This window comes from Tateyamaria sp. ANG-S1 (assembly GCF_000814025.1).
In the GTDB taxonomy this organism is placed as follows: Bacteria; Pseudomonadota; Alphaproteobacteria; order Rhodobacterales; family Rhodobacteraceae; genus Tateyamaria.
Map to the genome: position 1 here is coordinate 389544 of NZ_JWLL01000006.1, position 25538 is coordinate 415081.

At 59.2% G+C, this 25538-nt stretch carries 21 protein-coding genes and 3 pseudogenes; 16 read left to right on the top strand and 8 right to left on the bottom strand.

Annotated elements, in window-relative coordinates:
• Positions 1-16: 16 nt before the first annotated feature.
• A complete protein-coding gene (locus RA29_RS13190) occupies positions 17-1540 on the bottom strand; it encodes an ABC transporter substrate-binding protein (RefSeq protein ID WP_039686659.1) in 1524 nt (507 codons plus the stop codon).
• 21 nt (positions 1541-1561) lie between these two features.
• Positions 1562-3130: an NAD(P)/FAD-dependent oxidoreductase gene (locus RA29_RS13195; protein WP_039686660.1), complete on the bottom strand. Its 1569-nt coding sequence runs from the start codon at positions 3128-3130 to the stop codon at positions 1562-1564.
• Between the two features lie 114 nt (positions 3131-3244).
• Here RA29_RS13195 and RA29_RS13200 point away from each other — a divergent pair, with 114 nt between their 5' ends.
• From RA29_RS13200 to RA29_RS13235, 10 genes and pseudogenes are all read left to right on the top strand, one after another.
• Positions 3245-4036, top strand: a complete 792-nt coding sequence (locus RA29_RS13200) for a cyclase family protein (RefSeq protein WP_241462609.1) — start codon at positions 3245-3247, stop codon at positions 4034-4036.
• Positions 4033-5601 (top strand): NAD(P)/FAD-dependent oxidoreductase, encoded by a 1569-nt coding sequence (locus tag RA29_RS13205; protein WP_039686664.1) that lies wholly within the window; start codon positions 4033-4035, stop codon positions 5599-5601. Before RA29_RS13200 ends, RA29_RS13205 begins: the two co-directional genes overlap by 4 nt.
• Positions 5598-6077: a MarR family transcriptional regulator gene (locus RA29_RS13210; RefSeq protein WP_052249652.1), complete on the top strand. Its 480-nt coding sequence runs from the start codon at positions 5598-5600 to the stop codon at positions 6075-6077. Before RA29_RS13205 ends, RA29_RS13210 begins: the two co-directional genes overlap by 4 nt.
• An 8-nt stretch (positions 6078-6085) precedes the next feature.
• Entirely contained in the window at positions 6086-8236 is a 2151-nt protein-coding gene (locus RA29_RS13215; RefSeq protein WP_039686666.1) for an indolepyruvate ferredoxin oxidoreductase subunit alpha, read from the top strand.
• Entirely contained in the window at positions 8233-9768 is a 1536-nt protein-coding gene (locus RA29_RS13220) for an indolepyruvate oxidoreductase subunit beta family protein (protein WP_039686668.1), read from the top strand. Before RA29_RS13215 ends, RA29_RS13220 begins: the two co-directional genes overlap by 4 nt.
• Before the next feature lie 302 nt (positions 9769-10070).
• Positions 10071-10238 carry a hypothetical protein gene (locus RA29_RS23235; RefSeq protein WP_193743528.1) on the top strand — a complete coding sequence of 56 codons (168 nt, stop codon included), beginning with the start codon at positions 10071-10073 and terminating at the stop codon, positions 10236-10238.
• Between the two features lie 109 nt (positions 10239-10347).
• Positions 10348-11088, top strand: a pseudogene (locus tag RA29_RS23590) (branched-chain amino acid ABC transporter permease).
• A gap of 115 nt (positions 11089-11203) precedes the next feature.
• Positions 11204-12043 (top strand): annotated as a pseudogene (locus tag RA29_RS23595) (aldo/keto reductase).
• A gap of 154 nt (positions 12044-12197) precedes the next feature.
• Positions 12198-12533, top strand: a complete 336-nt coding sequence (locus RA29_RS23600) for a Rid family hydrolase (RefSeq protein ID WP_241462610.1) — start codon at positions 12198-12200, stop codon at positions 12531-12533.
• 1 nt (position 12534) lies between these two features.
• Positions 12535-12960 (top strand): nuclear transport factor 2 family protein, encoded by a 426-nt coding sequence (locus tag RA29_RS13235; protein WP_039686669.1) that lies wholly within the window; start codon positions 12535-12537, stop codon positions 12958-12960.
• Between the two features lie 48 nt (positions 12961-13008).
• Here the strand turns inward: RA29_RS13235 and kynU are convergent, their stop codons facing one another.
• From kynU to RA29_RS13265, 6 genes and pseudogenes are all read right to left on the bottom strand, one after another.
• Positions 13009-14211 carry a kynureninase gene (gene kynU, locus RA29_RS13240; protein ID WP_193743529.1) on the bottom strand — a complete coding sequence of 401 codons (1203 nt, stop codon included), beginning with the start codon at positions 14209-14211 and terminating at the stop codon, positions 13009-13011.
• Positions 14208-15038 (bottom strand): tryptophan 2,3-dioxygenase family protein, encoded by an 831-nt coding sequence (locus RA29_RS13245; protein ID WP_039686671.1) that lies wholly within the window; start codon positions 15036-15038, stop codon positions 14208-14210. The genes kynU and RA29_RS13245 overlap by 4 nt, the downstream gene beginning before the upstream one ends.
• Complete coding sequence (locus RA29_RS13250) at positions 15035-15808, bottom strand: GntR family transcriptional regulator (protein WP_052249699.1); 774 nt, start codon at positions 15806-15808, stop codon at positions 15035-15037. Before RA29_RS13250 ends, RA29_RS13245 begins: the two co-directional genes overlap by 4 nt.
• A gap of 196 nt (positions 15809-16004) precedes the next feature.
• On the bottom strand, positions 16005-16583 hold the full coding sequence (locus RA29_RS23605) for an alpha/beta hydrolase fold domain-containing protein (protein ID WP_052249655.1): 579 nt from the start codon (positions 16581-16583) through the stop codon (positions 16005-16007).
• Between the two features lie 26 nt (positions 16584-16609).
• Positions 16610-17074, bottom strand: a pseudogene (locus RA29_RS22450) (enoyl-CoA hydratase-related protein); the annotation flags it as partial.
• The gene (locus RA29_RS13265; RefSeq protein WP_052249700.1) at positions 17074-18285 is read right to left on the bottom strand and encodes an acyl-CoA dehydrogenase; all 1212 of its coding nucleotides are present in this window, start codon (positions 18283-18285) and stop codon (positions 17074-17076) included. The pseudogene RA29_RS22450 and the gene RA29_RS13265, both read right to left, overlap by 1 nt.
• Positions 18286-18438: 153 nt before the next feature.
• Here RA29_RS13265 and RA29_RS13270 point away from each other — a divergent pair, with 153 nt between their 5' ends.
• Genes RA29_RS13270 through RA29_RS13295 form a run of 6 tightly spaced genes read left to right on the top strand, consistent with a single transcriptional unit; the run spans position 18439 to position 25512 of the window.
• Positions 18439-20733 (top strand): bifunctional salicylyl-CoA 5-hydroxylase/oxidoreductase, encoded by a 2295-nt coding sequence (locus tag RA29_RS13270; protein WP_039686674.1) that lies wholly within the window; start codon positions 18439-18441, stop codon positions 20731-20733.
• A gap of 2 nt (positions 20734-20735) precedes the next feature.
• Positions 20736-21464, top strand: coding sequence for an SDR family oxidoreductase (locus RA29_RS13275; RefSeq protein ID WP_039686676.1), 729 nt, complete (start codon positions 20736-20738; stop codon positions 21462-21464).
• Positions 21461-21946, top strand: a complete 486-nt coding sequence (locus RA29_RS13280; protein WP_039686678.1) for a MarR family transcriptional regulator — start codon at positions 21461-21463, stop codon at positions 21944-21946. The genes RA29_RS13275 and RA29_RS13280 overlap by 4 nt, the downstream gene beginning before the upstream one ends.
• Entirely contained in the window at positions 21939-22739 is an 801-nt protein-coding gene (locus RA29_RS13285) for an enoyl-CoA hydratase family protein (RefSeq protein ID WP_039686680.1), read from the top strand. Before RA29_RS13280 ends, RA29_RS13285 begins: the two co-directional genes overlap by 8 nt.
• Positions 22739-23890 carry an acyl-CoA dehydrogenase family protein gene (locus RA29_RS13290; RefSeq protein WP_039686681.1) on the top strand — a complete coding sequence of 384 codons (1152 nt, stop codon included), beginning with the start codon at positions 22739-22741 and terminating at the stop codon, positions 23888-23890. The genes RA29_RS13285 and RA29_RS13290 overlap by 1 nt, the downstream gene beginning before the upstream one ends.
• Positions 23890-25512 carry an AMP-binding protein gene (locus RA29_RS13295; protein WP_039686684.1) on the top strand — a complete coding sequence of 541 codons (1623 nt, stop codon included), beginning with the start codon at positions 23890-23892 and terminating at the stop codon, positions 25510-25512. The genes RA29_RS13290 and RA29_RS13295 overlap by 1 nt, the downstream gene beginning before the upstream one ends.
• Positions 25513-25538 lie beyond the last annotated feature (26 nt).

Genomic DNA, 25538 nt, shown 5'->3' on the forward strand with positions numbered 1-25538 from the left:
CGTTTGCTCATGCCGATCATGCGCGGGTCATCAGATAGGGTTGCAAGGCACCCGAGCGGTGCGGTGTCACCTTGACGCCAGAGGCATGCAGGATCGGCTGCACATACTGCAGCAGCGGGATCACCTCGGCATTTTCGGCAATGCTGCGGTCCACCGCTTTCCAGCCCTCGATACGTTTGTCCTCGTCCGCCTCTCCCCACAGCGGCAGGATCTTGTTGAACGTCTCCTCACCATCCCAAACCGAATGCGGTGAGGGGCCGAACATCGCAAACCCGGTCGAGGTGGTGGGGTCGCCCACCGAATTGCCCCAGTTATAGAAGGCCGCCGGTGCCAGTTGGTCGGCTGCGCGCAGCTCGAAATGTTTGGCGATCTCATAAACCTCGATCTCGGCCTCGATCCCCACGCGGCGCCATAGACCAACGATGGCCTGGATCATCTCATAGTCTTTGGGCTTGAAGCCACGCGTGGTCTGGATCTTGAAACGCACCGGGTTGTCGGGGCCATAGCCGCTCTCCGCCAGCAGCGATTTCGCGAGGTCCGGATCGTAAGGCACCTTGATGTTTGGGTCGAAGGCGATGTAGTCAGGCGTTTGCAGCGTGTCGATGGCGATCCCGTAACCCGACAGCAGCCGGTCGATAATCAACTGCTTGTCGATGGCATGGGCCGCCGCCTTGCGCACGTTGGCATCTTCCATCACCTCAATGTCGTTCAGAAAGATCATCCCGATGTCGGAAATGGGGGAGGCTGTGCCTTCGATACCATCCTGTTCGCGAAGGCGGTCGTATTCCTCATAAGGCACCTCGAGTGTCACATGGGCATTGCCGGATTCCACCTCTGCCACTCGGCTGGCGGAATCTGTTACGAATTTGATGGTCACCGTTTTAAACTCCGGCGCGCCGCCCCAGTAGTCTTCGTTTGCGACCAGACGGACAAAGGCGTTCCGTTCGAACCGCTCAACCTTGTAGGGGCCGGAGCCTATGGGCGCGGCCTCAAAACCCTCTGCGCCGACTTCTTCAAAGTATTTCTTGGGCATCACATAACCGGTGAGGAATGACATCCACTTGAAGATCGTGGGTTCAAACTCCACCACATCGGCGGTCACCCGGTTTCCGTCAGCGGCGATATTTGTGATCTTGCCCCAGATGAATTGAATAGGATTGCCGGTGTCGGGATTGGCCGCACGTTGCAGCGACCAGGCGACATCTTCGGCGGTCAGCGGATCGCCATTGTGCCAGGTCACGCCTTCGCGCACATTGAGGAAAATCTTGGTGTTGTCATCGGTCCATCCGTAATCAGTCACGATCCCCGACCCAAAGCTGAGGTCCGGGTTCTGCGGGATGAAGAGATCGAAGACCGACAGGTAGTACCCTTGCAGCGTCGGGTTCACAGCCGAAGGGCCCACGGTCGGGTCCCAACTGGGCAGGGTGACGTTGTAGGCGATGACAAGATCATCGATCGCGGCCAGCAACGGCATTCCGACCGTTGCAAAAGTGGTTGCTGCAACCGTGGTTTTAAGAAGTGTTCTTCTGGAAAGTGTCATGAAAATCTCCCTGATTTTTTGTTATTTTCCAGCCAGTTTTTCGGCCAGCATCATGCCTGAGCCTGCACCCGTTCCGCCGCCCGGCCAGACGGCGGCACCGGTGTGAAAGAGATTTCGCAGCGGCGTGCTGCCATCCGCGTAGCCGCGTGCTGGGCGGTTCAGGAAATGCTGATGAAGGTGGTGGCTGCCGCAGACCTGATCGCCGCCGACGAGGTTGGGGTTGTCTGCTTCCAGCATGTCCGGGGTCACCACATGGCGGCCTAAAATACTTGCGCTGGTGCCGGGTGCGTAGCGATCCAGGATGCCCAGTACACGGTCCGCCATGGCAGGTCCTGCTTCGGTCCAGTCGGTTGTGGATATCGAGCCGCCGGCGTCTCCTTTGATCTGGCCGGGCACCATGCGGACCTGCAGCCACAGGACATGCTTGCCGTCCGGCGCACGTGATGGATCGACGACCGTGGGTTGCCCGCAGACAATCACGGGCTCGTCAGGCAGCAGCCCGGCTTTCGCCTGCGCATAGGTCCGCGCCATCTGGTCCATGGAAGGGGCGAGATGAACATACGCAAAGCGTTTGAGTTCAGGCGCAGTCCAATTCGGAAGTGCTTCCATCGCCACGTGGATCATCATTGTCCCCGGGGCATGTTGGAACGTGTTCAGCTTCTGATCGTAGCCCACATCGCCGGTGCCACCGGTCAGCCGGACCAACGCTCCGGGGGACACGTTGGCAATCACGGCACGGCTGGCACGGACCTCTCTGCCATCGGCGAGGCGAATGCCGGTGGCAGAGCCGCCCTCATGCAGGATTTCGGCGACATCTGCGTTGCAATGCACCTTGCCCCCATGCGCTTCGATCATGCTCACCATGGCGTTGATCATCGTGTCGGCACCACCAGCGCCGAGAACCATGCCAAAGGCTTGTCCGGCCATGCCTTCGAGATACGGAAACACGGCGCCACCGGCGACATCGGGCGCAAAATCAAGATGCATACCCCAAGCGGCCAGCAACGCCTTTACATGCGGCGACGTGAAGGTCTCGTCGAGCCATGCGCGCGGGGACATCGTCAGAAATCGCGCCAGATCGAGTGCGCCGCTGGTGCCAAGTTTGCGGTGTGCCTTCCAGGAGAAAGATGCAAATGCACGAAACTTCATGGGTGAGCCAAGTAGGCCAAGAATTTGCTCTGCTTGCCCACCGAAAGCTGCGGTCAACTCTGACCAGGCCTTCGCGTCCGCCTCGGAAAAGCCGCGAAGGCGGGCAGTCGTCAGAGCCGCGTTGGCTGACACCCCAAGCCAGCGTCCATCGGGAAATGCAGATGCGAATGGATGGGCCGTTGGTGCGAACTTTAGACCATGCTGGGCCAGTTCGCCTGCATTTGATGTATGAAATTTTGATCCCGCAAAGAGCGAAAGGTTCATTGCCGCCCAGTCATGGCGAAAGCCGGGCACTGTGTATTCACCGGTCTTTACCGCTCCGCCCGGAGTTGCGGCCTGTTCAAACAGCTCGACCGTCCATCCCAGTTTGGCCAGGTGACAAGCACATGCCAGGGCGTTGTGGCCAGTTCCCACAAAAACAGCATCTGGTTGCCTCGTCATACCTTCACCGTCCGATCTCCCTCAAATATAATTGCAAACGCATATAAATTTGTCTAGCTTTGAATCGTTAGGGCCAGGCAGCGTGACGGCTTCGGCATGCAGGGAGATGAAAAATTGAGCGCAACAGACGTAGTAAAGAGCTTGGGCGGGCTGCTTGCCTCGGGCGGCATCAAAGTGGTGGATTGCTCGGGCGTTTTGGGGCCTGAAACGCCGATTTTGCAGCTTCCGCCTGACTTCGCGCGCAACACGCCGAAAGTCGAAATTCACAAGATTTCGGAATATGATGAGGATGGCCCATTCTTTGCGTGGAACTGGATGGTGCTGGGTGAGCATTCAGGCACCCACTTTGACGCGCCGCACCATTGGATCACGGGCAAGGACTATGAGGATGGCTATACAGACAGCCTTGATGTGCAGCGCCTCGTGGCCCCTGTAAACGTGCTCGATTGCTCCAAAGAAGCGGCTGAGAATGAGGATTTCCTATTGACCGCCGACCATGTGAAAGCCTGGGAGGCCGAGCATGGTGAGATTGAGGCGGGTGACTGGGTTGTCATGCGCACCGATTGGGATGCGCGGGTCGGTGATGAGGCGAAGTTCCTGAATGCGGATGACGCCGGGCCGCATTCGCCCGGTCCGACACCTGATTGCATCGAATATCTGTTGAGCAAAAAGATCGTCGGTTGGGGAACGCAGTGCATCGGCACAGATGCCGGGCAGGCCGGGGGCATGGAGCCGCCGTTCCCAGCACACAATCTGCTTCACCGCGACAACTGCTTTGGGCTCGCCTCTTTGGCCAACCTTGACAAGTTGCCCGCCAAAGGCGCGATCCTGATTGCGGCGCCTCTGAAGATCGCAAAGGGCACCGGAAGCCCGATCCGCGCGCTGGCGCTTGTTCCCAAAGGATGACCGAAGACCGTGTTGATCATTTGGTCATCGGGTCGGGCATCAACGGGTTGGTGGCCGCCGCCATGCTGGCCAAGTCCGGTGCGCGGGTTCTGGTGATCGAGCGTGAGGACCGTATCGGAGGGTGTCTTTACACCTCCGATGAGGTGACCTTGCCGGGCTTTCATCATGACGTGATGGCGGCGACCTTTGTGCTGTTCCTGACTGGGCCGGCGCAGGCTGCTCTGGGGGATGATCTGGCCGCCCATGGCATGGCCTATTGCAACGGCGCGCACCCAACGGCCGTACTGCGCCCGGACGGGTCCATGCTGGTGCTGACGACAGATCGCGCCGCAAATGTGGCGGCGTTCAATGCGCGTGCAGACGGCGATGGGGACCGGCATGCGCAGGATGTCGGCGCCGTTGAACAGGATGCCGAATTCCTGTTCGCGCTGTTGGGTCAGCCTTTGTGGTCGCGGCGCATCGCGTGGTTGATGGCGCGCAGGGCATGGAAGGTCGGACTTGGCCCTATGAAGGCGTGGTTTGGTCAGGCATTGCAACCCGCACGCGGATGGTTGGAGGCCAGCTATCGCAGTACGGATGTGCAGGCACTCTGGGCACCCTGGGTTCTGCACACCGGTCTCACGCCAGAGGCGACTTACTCCGGACAGATGGGGCGAGTGATTGCCTTCGCGTTGGAGGCAGCGGGGGCACCGGTCATTAAGGGCGGGGCGGGGCAGGCCGCGGAAGCGCTTCGCAAGGTGATCGAAACCCAGGGCGGAGAGGTCCGAACCGGCGTCGAAGCCCGCCGCGCGATTATCGAGGCGGGCCGCTGTGTGGGTGTCGAGACCGCAGCAGGAGATACGCTGCGTGCGACCAACGTCATTGCCAGCACGTCCCCCGCCCAGCTGTACGATGGCCTTATCTCCCGAGAGGAAGGCGCGCCATCGGCGCGAACATATCGCTATGGCCGCGGGAATTTCCAACTTCACTTCGCCTTAGACGGTCCGATTGACTGGGCAGCCGAGGGTTTGGAGGACGTCGCACTCATCCATCTGGCTGACGGGATCGATTCAGTGTCGAAGTCAGCGAATGAAGCGGAGCGCGGCATGCTGCCCGTAACGCCAACGCTTTGCGTGGGGCAGCCACATAGGCTGGACCCCACTCGGTGCCCCGAGGGTAAGGCAATCCTGTGGGTGCAAGTCCCTGACGCGCCGCGCATGATCAAAGGGGACGCAGCAGACCTCATAGAAACGACGCCCGATTGGACAGATGAACTACGCGAGGCATTTGCGGATCGCGTGGAAGACATGCTCGCGCGGCATATTCGCAACTGGAATGCGATCCGCCTCAAGCGGCGCGCCTATTCTCCGGCGGATCTGGCCAAGATGAATGTCAATCTGGTTGGAGGCGATCCTTACGGCGGGGCGTGCACTCTGGACCAGTCTTTTGTATGGCGCCCTCATGCAGGGCAGTCGAATTACAACACGGGCGTGAAGAACCTTTATCACATAGGCGCGTCCACTCATCCCGGGCCTGGCCTGGGCGGCGGCTCTGGCTTTAATGTGGCAAAGGAGCTGGGCGCGTGAGCAAACAAGATGATACGGATCAATTGGACCTTCCGCTTGGGGAAATCGGTCTTGGCAACTATGCGCCCTATCTGATGAACCGGATCATGGGCCGGTACAACGCATCCCTGCGTGACGAGATGTCGGCCATGGGCCTCACCACGGTCAAGATGCGGACGATCGCCGTTCTGGCCGTAATCGATGGCCCCTTGATCCGCGATCTTGCGGTATATGCTGTTGCCGAGCAATCCACGCTCAGTCGCGCGTTGGACACGTTGGAAGAGAGCGGGTTGATCCGCCGCGAAGCGGACAGCACTGACAACCGCAGCACGCGCATCTTTCTCACGAATGAGGGTCGCGAGGCGTTTGAACGCATCTGGCCACGCATGTCGGCCTCGTACGCGGCCATGTTCAAAGGCATCAGCGACGAGGAGCAGCGCGCCTTTGTTTCAACGCTGCAGACATTGTTGCGAAATATCCGAAAGCACAACTTCTAGGAGGACGTATGGCTGAGAGGTCGTTCAAGGCGGAAGTAGAACATCTGCGCAAGGGCGATGGTGATGTGTTCACCGGTGAGGGTATTCTGGCGATCACCAAGGCTCTGCTGGAAAACGGCGTCGGCTATGTCGGCGGATACCAGGGTGCGCCGATCAGCCATTTGATGGATGTCCTGGCGGATGCCGAGGACCTGATGACCGAACTTGGCGTGCGGTTTGAGGCCAACGCATCGGAGGCCGCTGCGGCGGCGATGCTGGCGGCAAGCGTGCATTATCCGATCCGCGGCGCGGTCACCTTCAAGGGCCCGGTGGGGGTGAATGTCGCCTCGGATGCTTTGGCGAACCTGTGTTCGTCAGGTGTGAACGGCGGGGCGCTGATCATTGTGGGCGAGGATTATGGCGAAGGCTCGTCAATCATGCAGGAGCGCAGCCACGGGTTCGCCATGAAGTCACAGTTCTGGCTGCTCGACCCGCGTCCGAACCTGCCCAGCATCACGAAGGCGGTGAAGGACGGCTTCGAGCTGTCCGAGGCCAGCAATACACCCGTGATGCTGATGATGCGCATCCGGTCCTGCCACGTGACCGGTAGTTTCATGACAAAGGATAACGTGTCCCCGCCGTTGACGGTGAAAGAGGCTATCGCCAACCCGCAATCGGACTTCAAGCGTGTGGTCTTGCCCCCGGCCAGCTACACCCACGAAGTTGAAAAGATCGAAGAGCGCTGGCCTGCAGCAGAAAAGTTCATTGTCGAAAACGAGCTGAACGAAATGTTCGGGCCGCAGGATGCCAAGGTTGGCATCGTGGTGCAGGGCGGGATGTACAACGGGGTGATCCGGGCGCTGCAGCGTCTTGGCCTTGCGGATGTCTTCGGCAGCACGGATATAGCAATCTATTGCCTGAACGTCACCTACCCGCTGGTGCGGTCAGAGTTCGACACCTTTTGCGAGGGCAAGGACCATATTCTGGTGGTCGAGGAAGGTCAGCCCGAGCATATTGAGCAGGCCCTTGGTAACTTCCTCTACAAGGCCGGGCAAACGCTCAAACTGTACGGCAAGGGTGTTCTGCCGATGGCGGGGGAGTACACCGGCCAGGTGATGCTGGATGGGATCACCGATTTTCTGAAAGAGGCGGCACCCGATCTTCTGCCCAGTCAGGTGCGCGCGCCAAATCAGGACGCGCCGCTTATCCCGGATCTGTCACAAACCGTGCCCGGGCGTCCGCCAGGTTTTTGCACAGGCTGCCCAGAGCGTCCGATCTTTGCCGGGCTAAAGCTTGTCGAGCAGGAACTGGGCAAAAGTCAGATCACTGCTGATATCGGCTGCCACCTCTTTGGTTCTCTGCCTCCGTTCGAAATCGGCGGCGCGACCATGGGCTATGGCCTGGGCCCAGCAGCGAATGGCGCCTTTGACGGTGGCGGCGACCGGCGCGCCATCTCGATCCTTGGTGATGGCGGTTTTTGGCACAACGGGTTGAGCTCCTCCATCGGCAACATGGTGTTCAACAAATCCGACAATGTCGTGGTGATCGTGGACAATTACTATTCTGCGGCGACCGGGGGGCAGGACATCCTGTCGTCGCGCGCACAGAACAAGACCAAGGCGACAAACAATCCGATCGGTGATGCGCTCAAAGGCGTTGGTGTCGAATGGATACGTCAGATCGACAACACCTATGACGTTGGTCACGTGCGCGACACGGTGCGGGAGGCGCTGACCACCGATTTCAAGGGCCCCAAAGTCATCGTGGCGTCCTCGGAGTGTATGTTGAACAAGCAGCGCCGTGAGAAACCGATCCGTAACAAGGCGATCAAGGATGGCAGGCGCGTCGAGATCCCGCGCTTTGGCGTAGATGCGGATGTGTGTACGGGCGATCACGCCTGTATTCGTTTGTCGGGCTGCCCTTCGTTATCGCTGAAAAAGCTCGATGATCCGCTGCGCGATGATCCGATTGCGCATATCGACCAGACCTGTGTCGGGTGTGGCAATTGCGGCGAGGTGGCGGATGCCGCGGTTCTCTGTCCATCGTTTTATCGTGCCGATGTGGTCCACAACCCGACCGGATTTGAAAACTGGCGCGCGAGGATGCGCAGCCGTTTGATTGGCTGGCTGCAAACCAGACGGGATGGCAAAAGACTGCGGTTCGAGGATGCGCCCGCATGAACCTCGCTCTTGCTCCGAAACCGTCAGATCCGGCCGTCGATCGTATTCTGAAGATCGCCATCATCGCTGTGGGCGGACAGGGCGGCGGTGTGCTGACCAATTGGATCGAAAGTCTGGCCCGTGCCGAAGGCTATGCCTGTCAGGCGACCTCGGTCGCTGGCGTGGCACAGCGGACAGGTGCCACAATCTATTACATTGAGATGATGCCCGCATCAGATCGGACGCCTGTATTCTCACTCGCCCCGGCGCAGGGTGATGTGGACGTCGTGATTGCCGCAGAAATGATGGAGGTCGGTCGCGCGGTCATGCGCGGTTTCGTGACCCCTGATCGTACTGTTCTCATCGGATCGACGCACAGGGCGCTTGCAGTATCGGAGAAAACCGCACCGGGTGACGGTATTGCAAAATCTGACGAGGTCCGGGCCGCCGCTGAGGTCGCTGCGCAGACATTGATTTTGGCGGATATGGACCGGTTGGCGGTCGAGCAAGGATCAGTTATTTCCTCCAGCCTTTTCGGGGCTTTGGCAGGGGCAGGCGTGTTGCCTTTTGCGCGTGACGCTTTTGAGGAAGCGATCCGGAGAAGCGGTAAGGGTGTGGATGCTTCCTTGCGGGCGTTCAGCGCAGGATTTGACGCGGCAGTTACCGGCGTGCCTGCGGCGGAGGTGCCCTATGCGCCGCCTAAAAGGAAAATGATTGGCCCGCCAGCGCTGATCCGTGAATGGCAGGGTCTCGAAAAACGTCTCGAAAACATGCCAGCGTCAGTACAGTCTATTGCGCAGGCTGGGCTCAAGAAAGTGATCGACTTTCAGGACGTGGCCTACGGCGCGCTTTATCTGGACCGGCTGTCCGAGGTTCACGCGCAAGATAGCTCGGATCACATGTGGGAGCTGACCCAGACAGCCGCCAAATACATCGCCAACGCGATGGTCTACGACGATATTTTTCGTGTTGCCGATCTGAAAACAAGAAGCTCTCGCTTTCAGCGCATTCACGAGGAGATGGGGACGTCTGACGACAAAGTGCTGGAGTTGACGGAGTTCTTTCACCCGCGTGCCGAAGAAGTCGTTAGCCTCTTTCCCGCCAAAATGGGCGCGCGGTGGGAGGCGAGCGCAAGACGGATGGCACTGCTGAACCGTCTCTTTTCCAAGGGGCGTCGATTGAGAACACACAGTCTACGTGCTTTTCTCATGCTGCATATCCTGGGCGGCATGAAGCGCTATCGTTTGCGAACGCTGCGGCACTCGGTTGAAGTGAAACACCTGGAAGATTGGTTTAAGGCTTGCATGCAGGTGCGCGCAGAAGACTACGCGCTCGCGGTCGAATTATTCAAAAACCGGCGGCTGATCAAAGGGTACTCCGACACCCACGCGCGCAGTATTACAAAGTTCGCCAAAGTCATGTCCACCGCGGAGCTTCTTAAAGGTCGCGACGACGCTGCCGAGTGGGTCGCGCGTCTGCGCGAGGCCGCGCTACAGGATCCGGATGAGAAAGCGCTCGACGGGGCGATTGCTACGGTAAAGAGCTTTGTGTGATGGGCGACGACACTGCGGTGGATATGCGCGTCCAACCGAGCAATATCCGTATGTCCGATCTGCTCCGGGCACCGTGCTCGCGACGTCACTTTACATGGTACTGAGAACACTTGCACATTTTCGTTGAATGTAGCCCGATAGGTTTCAATGCTGCAAGCCAGACACTTGATGCCCCGGTTGGGTGTTCGGGTGCGGCTAACGCAGTTATCTCAACACTCGGATACGGAAGCGCTTGAGTTTTTTGGCGTCAGACTGGACCGCGCGGCGGAGCATATCGCCGGCTGGTAAAAGGAGAACTGGGCATGCCCAGCATCACATATGTTTACGATCCCTTGTGCGGGTGGTGCTTCTGCCTTGTGCCTACATTGCGAGCCTTTGCAAAGGCACATCCGGAAATCGAGATCAACGTGTTGCCCGGCGGTCTTGTGACTGGCAGTCGGGTCGGCCCGTACGGGCATATGCTGGATTAGATTACCAACGCCGCGCCGCGCATCACTGCGATCACCGGCCAGGCTTTGGGATAACCGTTCTTTGAGATGATGCTACGAGACCCGAGCCCATTGAGCATTGCCGATTGCGGTGGGCTGGTTGGGTGCGGCTATGATCAGCGCGGCGGTCTCTTTCCTTGTTGGCGCGCTGACATTGCGATTGCGGGCCAACTACCTCGCTATTACCACCTTTGGCATCGCGATTGCCTTGCAGCTGTGTTTCCAGAATGTCGAGGTCCTGACCGGTGGCGTGTTTGGGGTGGGTTTCGTCCCCCGTGCCTTCGGGGACGTGCAGTCCAATGCGCTGCTTTTCAATTATGCAAATCTGGCGCTCGCCGCGACGCTGGTTGTCGCGCTTTATCTGTTGCTTGAGCATCTTGCGTCTTCGCCCTGGGGGCGCGCGATGCGCGAGGACGAGACGGCGGCGCAGTCGTTGGGTAAGAATCCGGCTGCGCTGCGCCTGTAGGCCTTTACGTTGGGTGGTGGCATCATGGGCCTCGCCGGTGCAGTTCAGGCGCATTTCGTTGGCTTCATCTCACCACCAAATTACCTGCCCATGCTGACCTTTCAGGTCTGGGCGATGCTGATCGTGGGCGGATCAGGCAACAACAAGGGCGCGATCCTCGGGGCAGTGCTCGTATGGGCGATCTGGGCGCTGTCAGGCAGCCTGATTTCAGAAGTCTTTCCGGCAGACCAGCAGGCCCGTGCGGCCTCGCTTCAGATCGTAGTGATCGGTGTGATGCTCTGCCTGCTGCTGCTTTGGCGGCCACAGGGGCTGCTGCCCGAACGCCAGACAATCTCGAAACATCTGGGAGCGCGTCATGACACCTGACCGAACGGATTTGACCCAAGAGCTGACGATCTCGCGTGTTCTCACCGGGCTCTGGTAGGTCGCGGATCAGGAGAAAGAGGGTCAGACCTCTGACCTCACCGCCGCTGCTGACGCCTTGCAGGACTATGCCAAGGCGGGCTTTGATACCTTTGACACGGCCGATCACTATGGCAGTGCAGAACTCATTGCCGGTGAGGTTCTCAAACGGGAGCCGGAGGCGCGTGCCTTCACCAAATGGTGCCCGGAGCCCGGCCAGATGACAGCGGATGTCGTGCGGGCAGGCATTCAGGAGCGTTTGGATCGCCTCGGGGTGCAGTCTATCGACCTGCTGCAGTTCCATTAGTGGAGCTTTGAACATCCCGCCTGGCTGGACGCGCTGCAGGAGATGAAAAAGCTGCAGGACGCGGGGTTGATCAAAGCCATCGGCGTGACAGACTTCGACGCGGCTCATCTGGAGCTTGCGCTGGCCGAAGGCATCCCGCTCGTTTCCAACCAAGTGTCATTTTCCCTCATGGATCGCCGCGCCGCCGGTGAAATGGCCGATCTGTGCATGGCAAAGGGGATTAAGCTTCTGGCCTACGGGACGCTTTGCGGTGGCTTTTTGACGGATAAATCGCTGGGTCAGCCGCAGCCTGCGGACATCGCTGACTGGAACCCCACGAAATATATGCGCTTTATCGAAACCGCTGGCGGATGGGACGCCTTTCAGACTGTGCTGCAGGCGGCCGCCCAGGTGGCGCGCAGGCATGGTGTATCGCTTTCGAACGTTGCCTCTCGCTGGGTGCTTGAGCAGCCCCATGTGGCCGGTGTGATCATCGGCGCCCGGCTGGGCGAGGCAGAGCATCGTGCGGACAATCTCAAGCTCTTTCAATTCAGCCTTGATTCCGACGACCACGCGCTGCTCGACGCGGCCTTTGCCCAAACCAAGCCGATCCCCCGGAGATTGCTGCGATGAATACCGCCAGCCACCCTTTCTGACGGCAAGCGGTGATCTGTCCCATCACCTGGAACAGATCCCATCCGTGCTGAAGGTGCAGACAGACGCACGGGGCCGACAATGGGCTTTCTCCGGTTCGAAGTGGGAGCCTATTGCGGGCTACTGTCGTGGAATGCGTGACGGCAACCGCATCGTCGTCTCGGGAACGACTGCGACCCACGCTCATGATCACGATATCGCCCCCGGCAATGCCAGGGCACAAACGACCTATATCCTTGACAAGATCGCGGCCACGCTCACAGCCCTTGGTGCCGGGCTTGAAGATGTGATCCGAACACGAACCTACCTGACCGGGGAAGAAGACGCAGAAGCCGTCAGCCGTGCGCATTGCCGTGTCTTTGGAACGTATCCGCCCACAAATACCACCTATGTCGTTGGCAAGCTGGTTGGCGACTTCCGCGTCGAGATCGAGGCAGAAGCCCTGGTGGCCGACACAGGAGAGACTTGAGATGATCGAGAACCAAGACGAAATGAACGCCGCGCGCGCCACCCTGACTGCATGGTTGGCCGCGTTCAATGGCAAGGACCTCGACGCGCTCTTTGCGCTTTATACACAGGACAGCGTCTACGCGAATGCCAAGGCACCGCTGAAACTGGGGTTGGACGCCGTGAAGCCCTGGTATGCGGGGTCGATCCCGAACCTCAAGGGACGGCTTTTGCACAAGGAAGAAGCGGCCTGGCAGTCCGGCAATCTCGCCGGAATTCTGGGGTCCTACTATTTTGAGCCGCCCACCGCAGAAGCAGGCACTGGCAAGGAAGGGTCCACAGGCCGCGTTTTCCTGCTGTTCCGCAAGGAAGACGGTGCATGGCGCATGGCATTTGACATGGATAACACGCCCGAAGACGTGTCACCTGATTGGTTGAAAGGCGCCTAGCGAACGCTATGTCAGCGCCCTGTCGCGGCGCTGACAGTCTCGCGTGCCTCAGGTTACACGCGCTTTGCGCTTGTATTCGGGTGTATCCCAACGGCGGTTTTTCAGCACGTCCTCAAGCACATCGACTGCCGCAACGACATCATCATCGTCGATATAGAGTGGCGTAAAACCAAACCGCATGATGTTGGGTGCGCGGAAATCTCCGACAACACCGCGTGCGATAAGCGCCTGCATGGCGGCATAGCCATTCCCGAACGCGAAGGACACTTGGCTGCCACGCTCATTCGCGTTGCGTGGGCTGACCAGCGTAAGGTCGGGGCAGCGCGCCTCAACCTCTTTTATGAACAGATCACAAAGCCGGATCGACGCTGCGCGGATGTCGGTCATATCTACGTTGTCCCAAACAGACAGCGCGTGTTCCAGCGCGGTCATTTGCATCACAGGCGGTGTCCCCACACGCATGCGTCCGATCCCGGGGGCAGGGCGGTAGTCGGGTTCGAACGCAAAAGGCGCATCGTGGCCCAGCCAACCGGCAAGGGCTGCGTCCATCGTCTTTGCCACGTCGGTGCTTGCATAGATAAACGCCGGGGCACCCGGGCCGCCGTTGAGATACTTATAGGTGCATCCCACCGCAAATTCGCAGTTTGAGCCGACCAGGTCGACCGGAACCGCGCCTGCACTGTGGGCGAGGTCCCACAGCATCACCGCACCAGCATCGTGTGCTGCCTTGGTGATGGCGTTCATGTCGTGCATGCGGCCCGTGCGGTAGTCAACTTGTGTGATCATGGCGACGGCCACGGTGTCATCCATCGACATCGCGACATCCTCTGGGGCGACCACGCGCAGTTCATAGCCTTGGCCAAGTTGCTGGATGAGCCCTTGCGCCATGTAGAGGTCAGATGGGAAATTGCCGCTGTCGGAAAGGATCACCCGGCGGTTTGGGCGCATCTTCAGCGCGGCAGACAGCGCCTGGTACACCTTGACGGAAAGCGTATCACCCATGGTCACGCTCCCCTCCGGCGCACCGATGAGACGTCCCACCATATTCCCGACCCGTTCTGGCTGCGCCATCCAGCCATCCCGGTTCCAGCCGGTGATCAGGTGACTGCCCCATTCCTCGGAAACCATGGCGGCCAAACGCTCGTTTGTTCCTTTTGGCAGAGGGCCAAGCGAGTTGCCGTCGAGATAGATCATACCCTCGGGCAGGTGGAACTTCTCCTTCACGGGAAGGGTATAAACCGCGTCTTTCATAGCTGACCTCTCAGGTGCCAGAGTTCGGGGAACAGCTCGACCTCGAGCATTTTGCGAAGATATTTGACGCCGGACGTGCCGCCGGTCCCGCGTTTGAAGCCGATGATCCGTTCCACTGTTGTGACGTGGTTAAAGCGCCAACGGCGAAAGTAATCCTCGATATCGACCAGCTTTTCGGCCAGTTCGTAGAGTGACCAATACGTCTCCGGGTTCTCATAGACCGTCGTCCAGGCATCAATGACAGCCTGGTCCGCCTTATGCGGCTGATCCATTTTGTAGATGCCCGGATCAAGGGTTATGCCAAGACCGTTGGCCAGTTGATCGAGTGCCACATGGTACATGGATTTGCGCCGCATCTCTTGACCCAGCATGGTGTACAACTCCGGCCGGTGTTCATGAACCTTCATCATTGCAGCATTGCGGTTGCCGAAGATGAATTCGATCAGTCGGTACTGGTGTGACTGAAAGCCCGACGATTTGCCCAACTCATCGCGGAAGGCGGTGTATTCGCTTGGCGTCATGGTGCGCAGCACGTCCCACGCGCTGTTCAGCTGCTCAAAGATCCGTGCCACGCGTGCGAGTTTTTTGAAGGTGGGCGCGAATTGTCCGGCGGCGAGCTCTTCCCGCGCTATTGCTAACTCATGCAGGGCCAGTCGCATCCACAGCTCCGACGTCTGATGCTGGATGATAAAAAGCATCTCATCGTGGGCATTCGACTGGCGGTGCTGGGCCCCGAGGATCGGATCAAGCGCAAGGTAGTCGATATAAGACATGTCCTTGGCGAAAGACATCTGCGCGCCGTCGGAAGAGGGGTCATAGGCGGTCATAGCTGCATCTCCGGATCTGGGTGTCGCAGGATTTCGGCAACATGTGTGTTGGCGGGGACAAGTGTGCTCAGCTTTTGGAAGGCGTCGATCGACAAATTCACGTGGCGTTCCATGACCCTACGCGCTGACGCGAGATCGCGGGCCATGGCTACGTCATACAGCGTGGTGTGGGGCGCGGCGGCAAGCGCGGCTGCGTAGATCTCGGCCGCTTGCGGTGCAGAGTCGGGATGGCTTTGCGACAGATCGCGCAGTCCGGTCTGGATGAAGGTCTGGTAGCGCAAAAGCTGATCGGTCAGTTGCCTGTGGAAATGTAGCATCCAAGGCGCATCCACATGGGCTATGAGTGCCATGTGGAATGCGGCATGGCGGCGGTTCCAAAGCGCAAGCTCCGCATCAGTGCCAAGAAGGGAAACCGGCTGCAGGGCGGAGAGCTGGTGATAGGCCCCTATGACACCCGCCTCCCACACATCGCTGCCTTGTTCCATGGCGCGCAGGAAAAGATCGCCCTCAATGGTACTTCGGCTCCGCTCCAGATCGAGAAGGTCCGTCAAAGACAATGCCGCGACGCGGAAGCCCTTGTTGTGTTCCATCTCCACGAGTTTCTCGGTGGTGAGCCGGTTGAGGCAGTCACGGATCGGGGTCACCCCGGTATTGTAGCGTTCCGACAAGCCGGGCAGGCGCAGCGCACTTCCCGGTGGTAGTGACAAAGCCAGGATGTCGCCTCGCATTTGCGCATAGAGCGCGTCTGACTTCGATGGTCGCTGATTCATGGCCATGTCTTTCTTCAGTGACACTAGCATCCATGTGTAATTCTGTAAATCATATATGATTATTTGTTTCGTGTTTAAGTTTGACTCTCTTCCAAAACCGTCCGCTACCCGCCTGAGGTCACGGGGTGTGTTAGATCAAAAGGGGTAGCTTGCTAGCGCGATTATAGGCACTGCCGGACCGGCGGAGCGCTTTCGTCTACCCGACAAAGGTTCTCGTCAGATCGCTATCCGGGTCCTTGAGGGCATCCAGCACGGAGAAATGATTATGCTCACCGTCGATCACCAGAGCGGTTTTGACGTCAAGACCTTCCCAAATCAGCGCCAGCAGGCGCGATTGACGCAAGAATTCCGGCCGTTCGCCGCCGCCGACCCAGGCGGTGACATTCGCCTCAGCCCATGGGCGCAGCAGGGCAGGGCTCTCGCGCAGCGCTTCTGCCTCGTCGATCCTGAGATCGTCGTTCATTGCGGTCCACATCAGCGGGCGCAGATCATAAAGACCACTGATCGACAGCACATGTTGCAACCAGTCTAGCGCATCGGGGGAAAGCTGGCTGTCCGCGCAGACCATCCGGGTCACAAGATGTCCGCCCGCCGAGTGACCAGACAACCGGATCGGACCCGAAATCAATATGGCTGCTTTGGAGACGGCCGCCGCCACCTGCCGCGTGATCTGATGTAGACGCGCTTTGGGCGCCAGCGTGTATTGGACAAGTGCGACAGCCCACCCTTTGGAACGCGCGCCTTCGGCGAGATCGGTCCAGTAGCTTTTGTCCATCGTGCGCCAGTATGCGCGGTGAAAAGTTTGCCCGTCGCTATCATCTGTAAAGCCGCCTCCGCAGCAATCAGACGTGTCAGACGAACCGTACCGCCTGCGCCGGGGATGAGGCCCAGTGTCACTTCCGGCAGTCCGAGCTTAGCGTCGGCAAGCGCGATGCAGTGACTACAGCCCAACGCAATTTCAAGCCCGCCGCCAAGCGCTGCTCAATGGATTGCGGTGATCCAGGGTTTCGCCGCGCGTTCCAGTGCCAAGATCACATCCGGAAGATGCGGTTCTACGGGCGGTTTGCCGAATTCTCGCACATCTGCACCCGCCACAAATGTGCGGCCTGCACAGGTCAGTACGACCGCTTGAACCGTTGGATCTGCTTCGGTCGCCGCGACAGCATCCCAAAGACCTTGCGTCACGGCATGCCCGGCGGCGTTCACGGGCGGGTTGTCGACGGTGACTGTTGCAATCCCGGCCGAGACAGTTGTTGTGATAGCAATCAGGCGAAAGCCTGAAGTCCTGTAATACCGCGTCCGAGTATAAGTGCATGAACGTCGTGGGTGCCTTCGTAGGTGTTCACGGCCTCCAGGTTCATAACGTGGCGGATCACGCCGTACTCGTCGCTGATACCGTTGCCGCCATGCATGTCACGCGCGTCTCGGGCCATGGTGAGCGCCTTACCGCAGTTATTGCGCTTCATCAGGCTGATGAGTTCCGCAGGCGCTGTGTGGTCGTCGAGCATCCGGCCAAGTTGCAGGGCACCCTGAAGGCCAAGGGCGATTTCAGTTTGCATATCGGCCAGCTTTTTCTGGATCAGTTGGGTTTGTGCCAGCGGCTTGCCAAACTGCTTGCGGTCAAGAGTATACTGTCGCGCCGCATGGAAACACGCTTCTGCTGCACCCATCGCGCCCCAGGCGATGCCATAGCGCGCCCGGTTCAGACAGCCGAAAGGACCGGCAAGGCCGGACACCTGGGGAAGAAGGTTCTCTTCGGGTACAAAGACGTCATCCATCTGGATCATGCCAGTGATCGAAGCGCGGAGGGAGAATTTGCCTTCGATCTTTGGCGCGTTGAGGCCCTTCATACCTTTTTCAAGAATGAAACCTTTGATTTTGCCATCATGTGCCTCGGACTTCGCCCACACCACGAACACGTCCGCAATCGGCGAATTGGTGATCCAGTTCTTGGCGCCAGAGATGCTGTAACCCCCATCCACGACTTTCGCGCGGGTGTTCATGCTTGCGGGGTCCGAACCGGCATCGGGTTCGGTCAGGCCGAAACAACCAATCCACTCGCCGCTTGCGAGTTTGGGAAGGTATTTCTTGCGCTGGCCCTCGGTCCCGTAAGCATAGATTGGATGCATGACCAAAGAGCTTTGCACCGACATTGCAGAGCGGTAGCCGCTGTCGACGCGCTCCACCTCACGCGCGATCAGGCCGTAGGACACATAGTTGGCGCCGACACCGCCGTACTCCTCCGGGATCGTGGCCCCAAGCATTCCAATTGCGCCCATCTCAGCCATGATGTCGCGATCGAAAACTTCGTGGCGGTTCCCTTCAACCACCCTGCGCATCAGGCCATCCTGCGCGTAGGCATAGGCTGTGTCGCGGATCATACGCTCTTCTTCGGTCAGCTGCTGGTCCAGCAGAAAAGGGTCATCCCATGAAAGCGGCGCGGGCTTGGCGCGGGCCATTTCGGGACCAGTTTTCATAAGTGTCGGCGCATTCATCGGTGCAACTCCTATCCTTGTCTGCGCGCAAACTATCGGCCCACCCATTTATTTCAAGTATAAAATATTTGACCTTGAAATGTTTGGCGCTGAAACATATCGTCCGGATATGACTTCGAACGAGAGGCGTTTGGGATGAGAATAGCTTGTCTTGGTGGCGGTCCGGCCGGGCTCTACTTTGGAATTTCGATGAAGTTGCGCAACCCGTCCGCCGAGGTCGTCGTGTTCGAGCGCAACCGCGCCGACGATACGTTCGGCTGGGGCGTCGTTCTTTCGGACGAAACACTCGATAACCTGGCGCAAAATGACGCGGTGAGTGCGGCGTCCATCCGCAAGCACTTTGCATATTGGGACGATGTCGCATTGATCCATCAGGGCAAGCGCACGGTATCCGGCGGGCACGGCTTCTGTGGCATTGGTCGCAAACGTCTTCTTCTTCTGTTGCAGGAGCGGGCGCTTGAGCTTGGCGTTGAGGTGCGCTTCGAGACTGAAGTCGAAAGCGCCAGCGCCTACAAAGACGACTTTGACGTTGTCATTGCGTCTGATGGCCTGAATTCAAAGACCCGCATCGAGTTTGAAGATGTCTTTAAGCCCGATATCGACCGCCGTCTTTGTCAGTTCGTCTGGCTGGGCACACATCAGAAATTCGACGACGCCTTCACCTTTATTTTTGAGAACACTGAGAAGGGCTGGGTCTGGGCGCATGCCTATCAGTTCGACGATGAGACCGCGACATTCATCGTGGAGTGCACGCAAGAGACGTTCGATGCCTATGGTTTTGGTGAGTTGAGCCAGCAAGAGAGCATCGCGACCTGCGAGGACATCTTCAAGGATCACCTGGGGGGGCATCCCCTGATGACCAATGCCAATCACATCCGTGGTTCTGCCTGGCTGCGCTTTCCGCGTGTGTTGTGCGAACAGTGGCATCACGAAAACATCGTGCTTCTGGGCGACGCCGCCGCGACGGCGCATTTTTCCATCGGTTCGGGGACAAAGCTCGCACTGGAAAGCGCGATCACTCTGGCCGACCTGATCCACACCGAAGACACGCTTGAGGCCGCATTCAAGCGCTACGAAGAGGAGCGTCGCCTCGAAGTGCTTCGCCTTCAGTCGGCCGCACGAAACTCGGTCGAGTGGTTCGAGGATGTGGAGCGTTACCTTGATCTCGATCCCGTGCAGCTTAATTACTCGCTGCTGACGCGCAGCCAGCGGATCAGCCACGAAAACCTGCGCGAGCGTGACGCCAACTGGCTGGGCGAGGCCGAGGCGTGGTTCATGGCTCAAGCAGGGGCAGGCAGCAACACACCGGCACGCGCGCCGATGTTCGCACCATTGCGCTTGCGCGACATGGATTTAAAAAACCGTATCGTCGTCTCGCCTATGGCCCAGTACAAGGCGGTGGATGGCTGCCCTAAAGACTGGCATCTGATCCACTATGGTGAGCGGGCCAAGGGGGGAGCGGGCCTCGTCTATACGGAAATGACCTGCACGTCGCCCGAGGGACGTATCACTCCGGGATGTCCGGGCCTCTATGCACCTGAACATGAAGCGGCGTGGAAGCGGCTGACAGATTTTGTGCATGCTGAGACAGAAGCCAAGATATGCTGCCAGATCGGCCATTCGGGGCGCAAGGGGTCCACGCGCCTCGGGTGGGACGGGATGGACCAGCCGCTGAAAGAGGGGAACTGGCCGCTCGTGTCCGCCTCTGCGATCCCGTGGTCGGATGAAAATGCAACGCCTACTGCGCTCGACCGTGCAGGCATGGACAGGGTGCGCGATGAATTCGTAGCTGCCGCTGAAATGGCTGACCGCGCCGGTTTCGACATGATCGAACTGCATGCGGCCCATGGCTATCTGATCTCTTCCTTCATCTCGCCGCTGTCGAACACCCGGGATGATGACTACGGCGGCCGCCTGGAAAACCGGCTGCGCTTCCCCCTTGAGGTGTTCCGCGCCATGCGTGCCGTTTGGCCTGAGCAAAAGCCGATGTCAGTGCGCATCTCTGCCAGCGACTGGGCCGGTGATGATGGGGTGACGGCGGAAGAGGCGGTTGAAATTGCAGCCAGGTTCGAAGCCGCAGGGGCAGACATCATTGATGTGTCTGCTGGCCAGACCTCGACACAGGCCAAACCGGTCTATGGCCGCATGTTCCAAACGCCGTTTTCTGACCGCATCCGCAACGAACGCGGCATCAAGACAATGGCCGTGGGTAATATCTATGAGCCGGATCACGTCAATTCGATCCTTATGGCCGGACGCGCGGACCTCGTCTGCTTGGCCCGTCCGCATCTGTCTGACCCTTACTGGACATTGCGTGCCGGCGCTGAGATTGGCGACCGTCAGGAAGCTTGGCCCAAGCCCTATGAGGCTGGACGGGATCAGGCCTGGCGCCTTGCCGACCGGGCGGCGGAAGCGGCAGGCAGGGTCTGATCATGCATGTGATTGTCACCGGCGGCGGAACGGGCGTGGGGGCCGAGATCGCGCAGACCCTGTCACGCGAGGGCCATACCGTAACGATCATGGGTCGAACACAAGCGCCTCTGGAAGCGCAAGGTTTGCCATATCAGATCTGCGACGTCACAGATCCGGGCGCCGTCCATGCTGCATTCGAAGCGGCGCGGGCGGATGCTGGGCCCATAGACGCCGTTGTGGCAAATGCCGGGGCCGCTACTTCTGTCCCGTTTCACAAGATGACGGCCGCCGATCTTACCGCCATGACCGACGTCAATCTTGGCGGTGTTTTCAACGTCTGGCAGGCTGGCTTGCTCGATATGCAAGAGGCCAAAGGCGGGCGCTTGGTGGCTGTCGCCTCAACAGCTGGTCTCAAGGGATACCCTTATGTGTCGGGATACTGCGCGGCCAAGCATGGTGTCATCGGATTGACCCGCGCCTTGGCGCTGGAGCTTGCACGTAGCGGGATCACCGTGAATGCCGTTTGTCCGGGTTTTGTCGAAACGCCGATGCTCGACCGCTCCATAGACAACATCGTTGAGAAGACCGGGATGAGCCGAGATGACGCCGCGAAATCACTGGCGGCGAATAACCCGCAAAAACGTTTCGTGCAAACAGGTGAAGTGGCGGACGCCGTGCATTGGCTGCTGTCTGATGCCGCGAAGTCCGTCAACGGTCATGCGCTGAGCCTGTCGGGAGGTGAGATATGACATCGACACCCGCGACAACACCGCTTGAGAGTGCATCAAAAGAGCGTTTGCGCCTGTGGCTGCGCTTTTTGAAAACCAGCCGCGCGATCGAAGCGACGCTGCGCGAAAACTTCAAGACAGAGTTCGATAGCACATTGCCGCGCTTCGATGTACTCGCAGCACTCTCGCGCTACGAAGGTGGGCTGAAGATGAGCCAGATTTCAGGGGTGCTGAAGGTCTCCAATGGCAATGTGACGGGCATCGTGGACCGTTTGGCCGAAGAAGGGCTTCTGGTGCGGGTGCCTGTGCCCGGTGATCGTCGCGCATCATTGGTCCGGCTTACCAAAAATGGGCGAGAAGAATTCGCGCGGCAGGCCGATGCGCATGAGGCGTGGATCGACGAGATGCTCTTAGGCTTTGACGCGCGCGCGGCGCGTGCCTTTGCAGACGACCTTCAGGCCCTGGAAGCAAGCCTACCCGAGGAGCGGAATACCAATGTCTGACACCCCAAAACACTTCTTGTGCCGCATGGAAGGACGTATCGCCCACGTGGCCCTTGATCGGCCAGACCGGAAGAACCCTCTGACATTCGAAAGCTACGCGGAAATGCGCGACTGGTTCCGGGGCCTTGTCTATCGCGATGATTTGGATGTGGTGGTCTTCGGCTCGAATGGCGGCAACTTTTCGTCCGGCGGTGACGTGCACGACATCATCGGGCCGCTGACGCGGATGAATATGAAGGAGCTTCTGACCTTCACCCGCATGACCGGTGACCTTGTGAAAGCCATCGTCAATTGCGGCAAGCCCGTGATTGCGGCGGTTGACGGGGTTTGCGTGGGGGCCGGGGCGATCATTGCCATGGCCTCAGACCTGCGCATTGCCACGCCTGAGGCCAAATGCGCATTCCTGTTTACCCGAGTGGGCCTTGCGGGCTGTGACATGGGGGCCTGCGCAATCTTGCCCCGGATCATCGGTCAGGGGCGGGCGGCTGAGCTACTCTATACCGGGCGCTCAATGTCCGCGGATGAGGGCGAGAGGTGGGGGTTTTACAACAAAATCGTTGCGCCAGACGCGCTGGAAAGCACCGCCAACGAGATGGCAGAGCGCATCGCGGCAGGACCAAACTTTGCCCATATGATGACGAAAACGATGCTGGCGCAGGAATGGTCCATGTCGATTGAGCAAGCGATTGAGGCTGAAGCGCAGGCGCAGGCGATTTGCATGCAGACCGGTGATTTTGAGCGCGCATACAACGCCTTTGTCGCCAAAGAAAAAACTGTCTTCGAGGGAAACTGATGGCAGATCAGAGCTTTCTTTCCTGGCCCTTTTTCTCTCCCGAACACGCGGCTCTTGCAGCCCGCGTTGAAAACGTTGCGCAAAGCCTCACCATCGATCACAGCGACACTAACCGCGCCTGCAAGTCATTGGTCAAGGCACTTGGTGAAGCGGGTCTTCTTGAACATACGGCGAGCATTGAGGGCAGACTGGATGTGCGCAGCCTGTGCCTTTGCCGCGAAATCCTGGCGCGTCATGACGGGCTCGCGGACTTCAGCTTTGCCATGCAAGGGCTTGGAACCGGTGCGATTTCCCTGTTTGGATCGCCAGAGCAGCGGCAGGACTGGCTGCCGAAAACCCGTGCGGGTGACGCCATCTCGGCGTTTGCTCTGACAGAACCCGGTTCGGGGTCGGACGTGGCCAACAACACAATGACCGCGGTGCTCGACGGCAACCATTTTGTTCTGAACGGTGAAAAGACCTGGATCTCGAACGGTGGGATCGCCGATCTTTACACGGTGTTTGCCCGCAGCGAAGACGCGCCCGGCGCTAAGGGCATGTCGGCTTTCATCGTGACGCCGGATTTGCCGGGTTTTGAGGTGGTGGAACGGCTTGATACGATTGCACCGCATCCGCTTGCCACACTTCGGTTTTCGGATGTCCGCGTTCCTGCCACATCCATGATCGGCGCGCCCGGGCAGGGCTTCAAAATCGCGATGTCCGTGCTTGATGTCTTTCGGTCCACCGTTGCTGCAGCCGCGCTGGGGTTTGCCCGCCGCGCGCTCGATGAGGCCCTTGCACGTGTAACCTCCCGACACGTGCAAGGTGCGCCTCTGGCGGATTTGCAACTCGTGCAGGGACACATCGCTGACATGGCACTTGATATCGATGCGAGTGCGCTGCTGATTTACCGGGCTGCCTGGGCCAAGGACAGTGGCGCCCCCCGCGTCACACGCGAAGCCGCGATGGCCAAGCTCTTTGCGACGGATCAGGCCCAACAGGTCATTGACAAGGCCGTGCAGCTTTTTGGTGGAGACGGAGTGCGTGCCGGCAGCACCGTCGAAACGCTCTACCGGGAGATCCGTGCCTTGCGCATCTATGAAGGTGCCTCTGACGTTCAGAAAGTCATCATCGCACGCCAGGCCCTGGCGGCCTATGGGGGAGGTTCCTGATGCTTGGACATACTGCGCATGTAGACACTTTCGCGCGGGACAACCTGCCGCCTGAGACGTTGCAACCTGACTTTCTGCTTGACGGATTTGACTACCCGGAAACGCTGAACGCGGGTTATGAGCTGACCGATGCCATGGTCGAAAGAGGCTTTGGCGACAACACGGCCCTCGTCGGAAACGGCCGGATACGCACCTACAAAGAGTTGAGTGACTGGACCAACCGCATAGCCCATGTGCTGGTAGAGGATATGGGCGTCGTGCCGGGCAATCGTGTGATGGTACGTTCCGCCAACAACCCGGCCATGGTCGCCTGCTGGCTTGCTGCGACGAAGGTTGGTGCGGTGGTGATCAACACGATGCCGATGCTCCGCGCCATTGAGCTTCAGAAATACGTCGAGGTGGCAGAGATTGATTTCGCGCTCTGCGACACACGGCTGATGGAAGAAATGGAGGACTGCGCGGCGCAATGCCCGAACCTGAAAGTCCTCGCATTTGACGGCACCTCAAATCACGATGCCGAACTTGACCGGCTCGCACTGGAAAAACCTGTGAGGTTCGGTGCCGTGGCCACGGGACGCGACGACGTGGCCTTGCTTGGGTTTACCAGCGGTTCAACGGGTGAGCCGAAGGCCACGATGCACTTCCATCGTGATCTGATGATCATCGCAGACGGCTATGCCAAGGAAATTCTGGGTGTGACGCCCGACGACGTCTTTGTCGGCTCGCCTCCGCTGGCCTTCACGTTCGGGTTGGGTGGTCTCGCGCTTTTTCCCCTGCGCTTCGGGGCAACAGCCACGTTGCTTGAGCAGGCAACACCACTCAAAATGGTTGAGATCATTGAGAAATACGGAGCAACGGTCTGCTTCACCGCACCCACCGCTTACCGCGTCATGTTGCGCGCAATGGACGAGGGGGCCGATCTGTCCAGCCTGCGCGCTGCGGTATCGGCGGGGGAAACGCTGCCGCAACCGGTCTACGATGACTGGATGTCAAAGACCGGCAAGCCGATGCTGGATGGCATTGGTGCGACCGAGATGCTGCACATCTTCATCTCCAACCGCTTTGATGATCATCGTCCGGCGTGTACGGGCAAGACGGTAAGTGGGTACGAAGCGAGAGTTCTGGCCGATGATGGATCGGAAGCACCGCGGGGCGAGATTGGGCGGCTCGCTGTGCGCGGGCCCACGGGCTGTCGCTATCTCAGAGGTGATCGGCAGAAGGGCTACGTGATCGATGGCTGGAACATCACTGGCGATACGTTCATGCAGGACGAAGATGGCTATTTCCACTTCGCAGCACGCAATGACGATATGATCGTATCGGCTGGCTACAACATTGCAGGACCCGAGGTCGAGGCAGCGCTGCTGAGCCATGAGGTCGTTGCCGAATGCGCCGTCATTGGCACACCGGATGAGGAGCGGGGGCACATCGTTCAGGCCCATATCGTGCTCGCCGAAGGCGCCGCCCGGGATGACGCGCAGGTCAAGGCGCTGCAGGATCACGTCAAGCTCACTATTGCGCCGTACAAATACCCGCGTTCCATCATTTTCACCGACGCATTGCCAAAGACCCAAACGGGTAAGATCCAGCGCTTCAAGCTCAAAGAGGCGCAGCCGTCATGAGCATCCGCCATCTTGTTCAGGCTTTA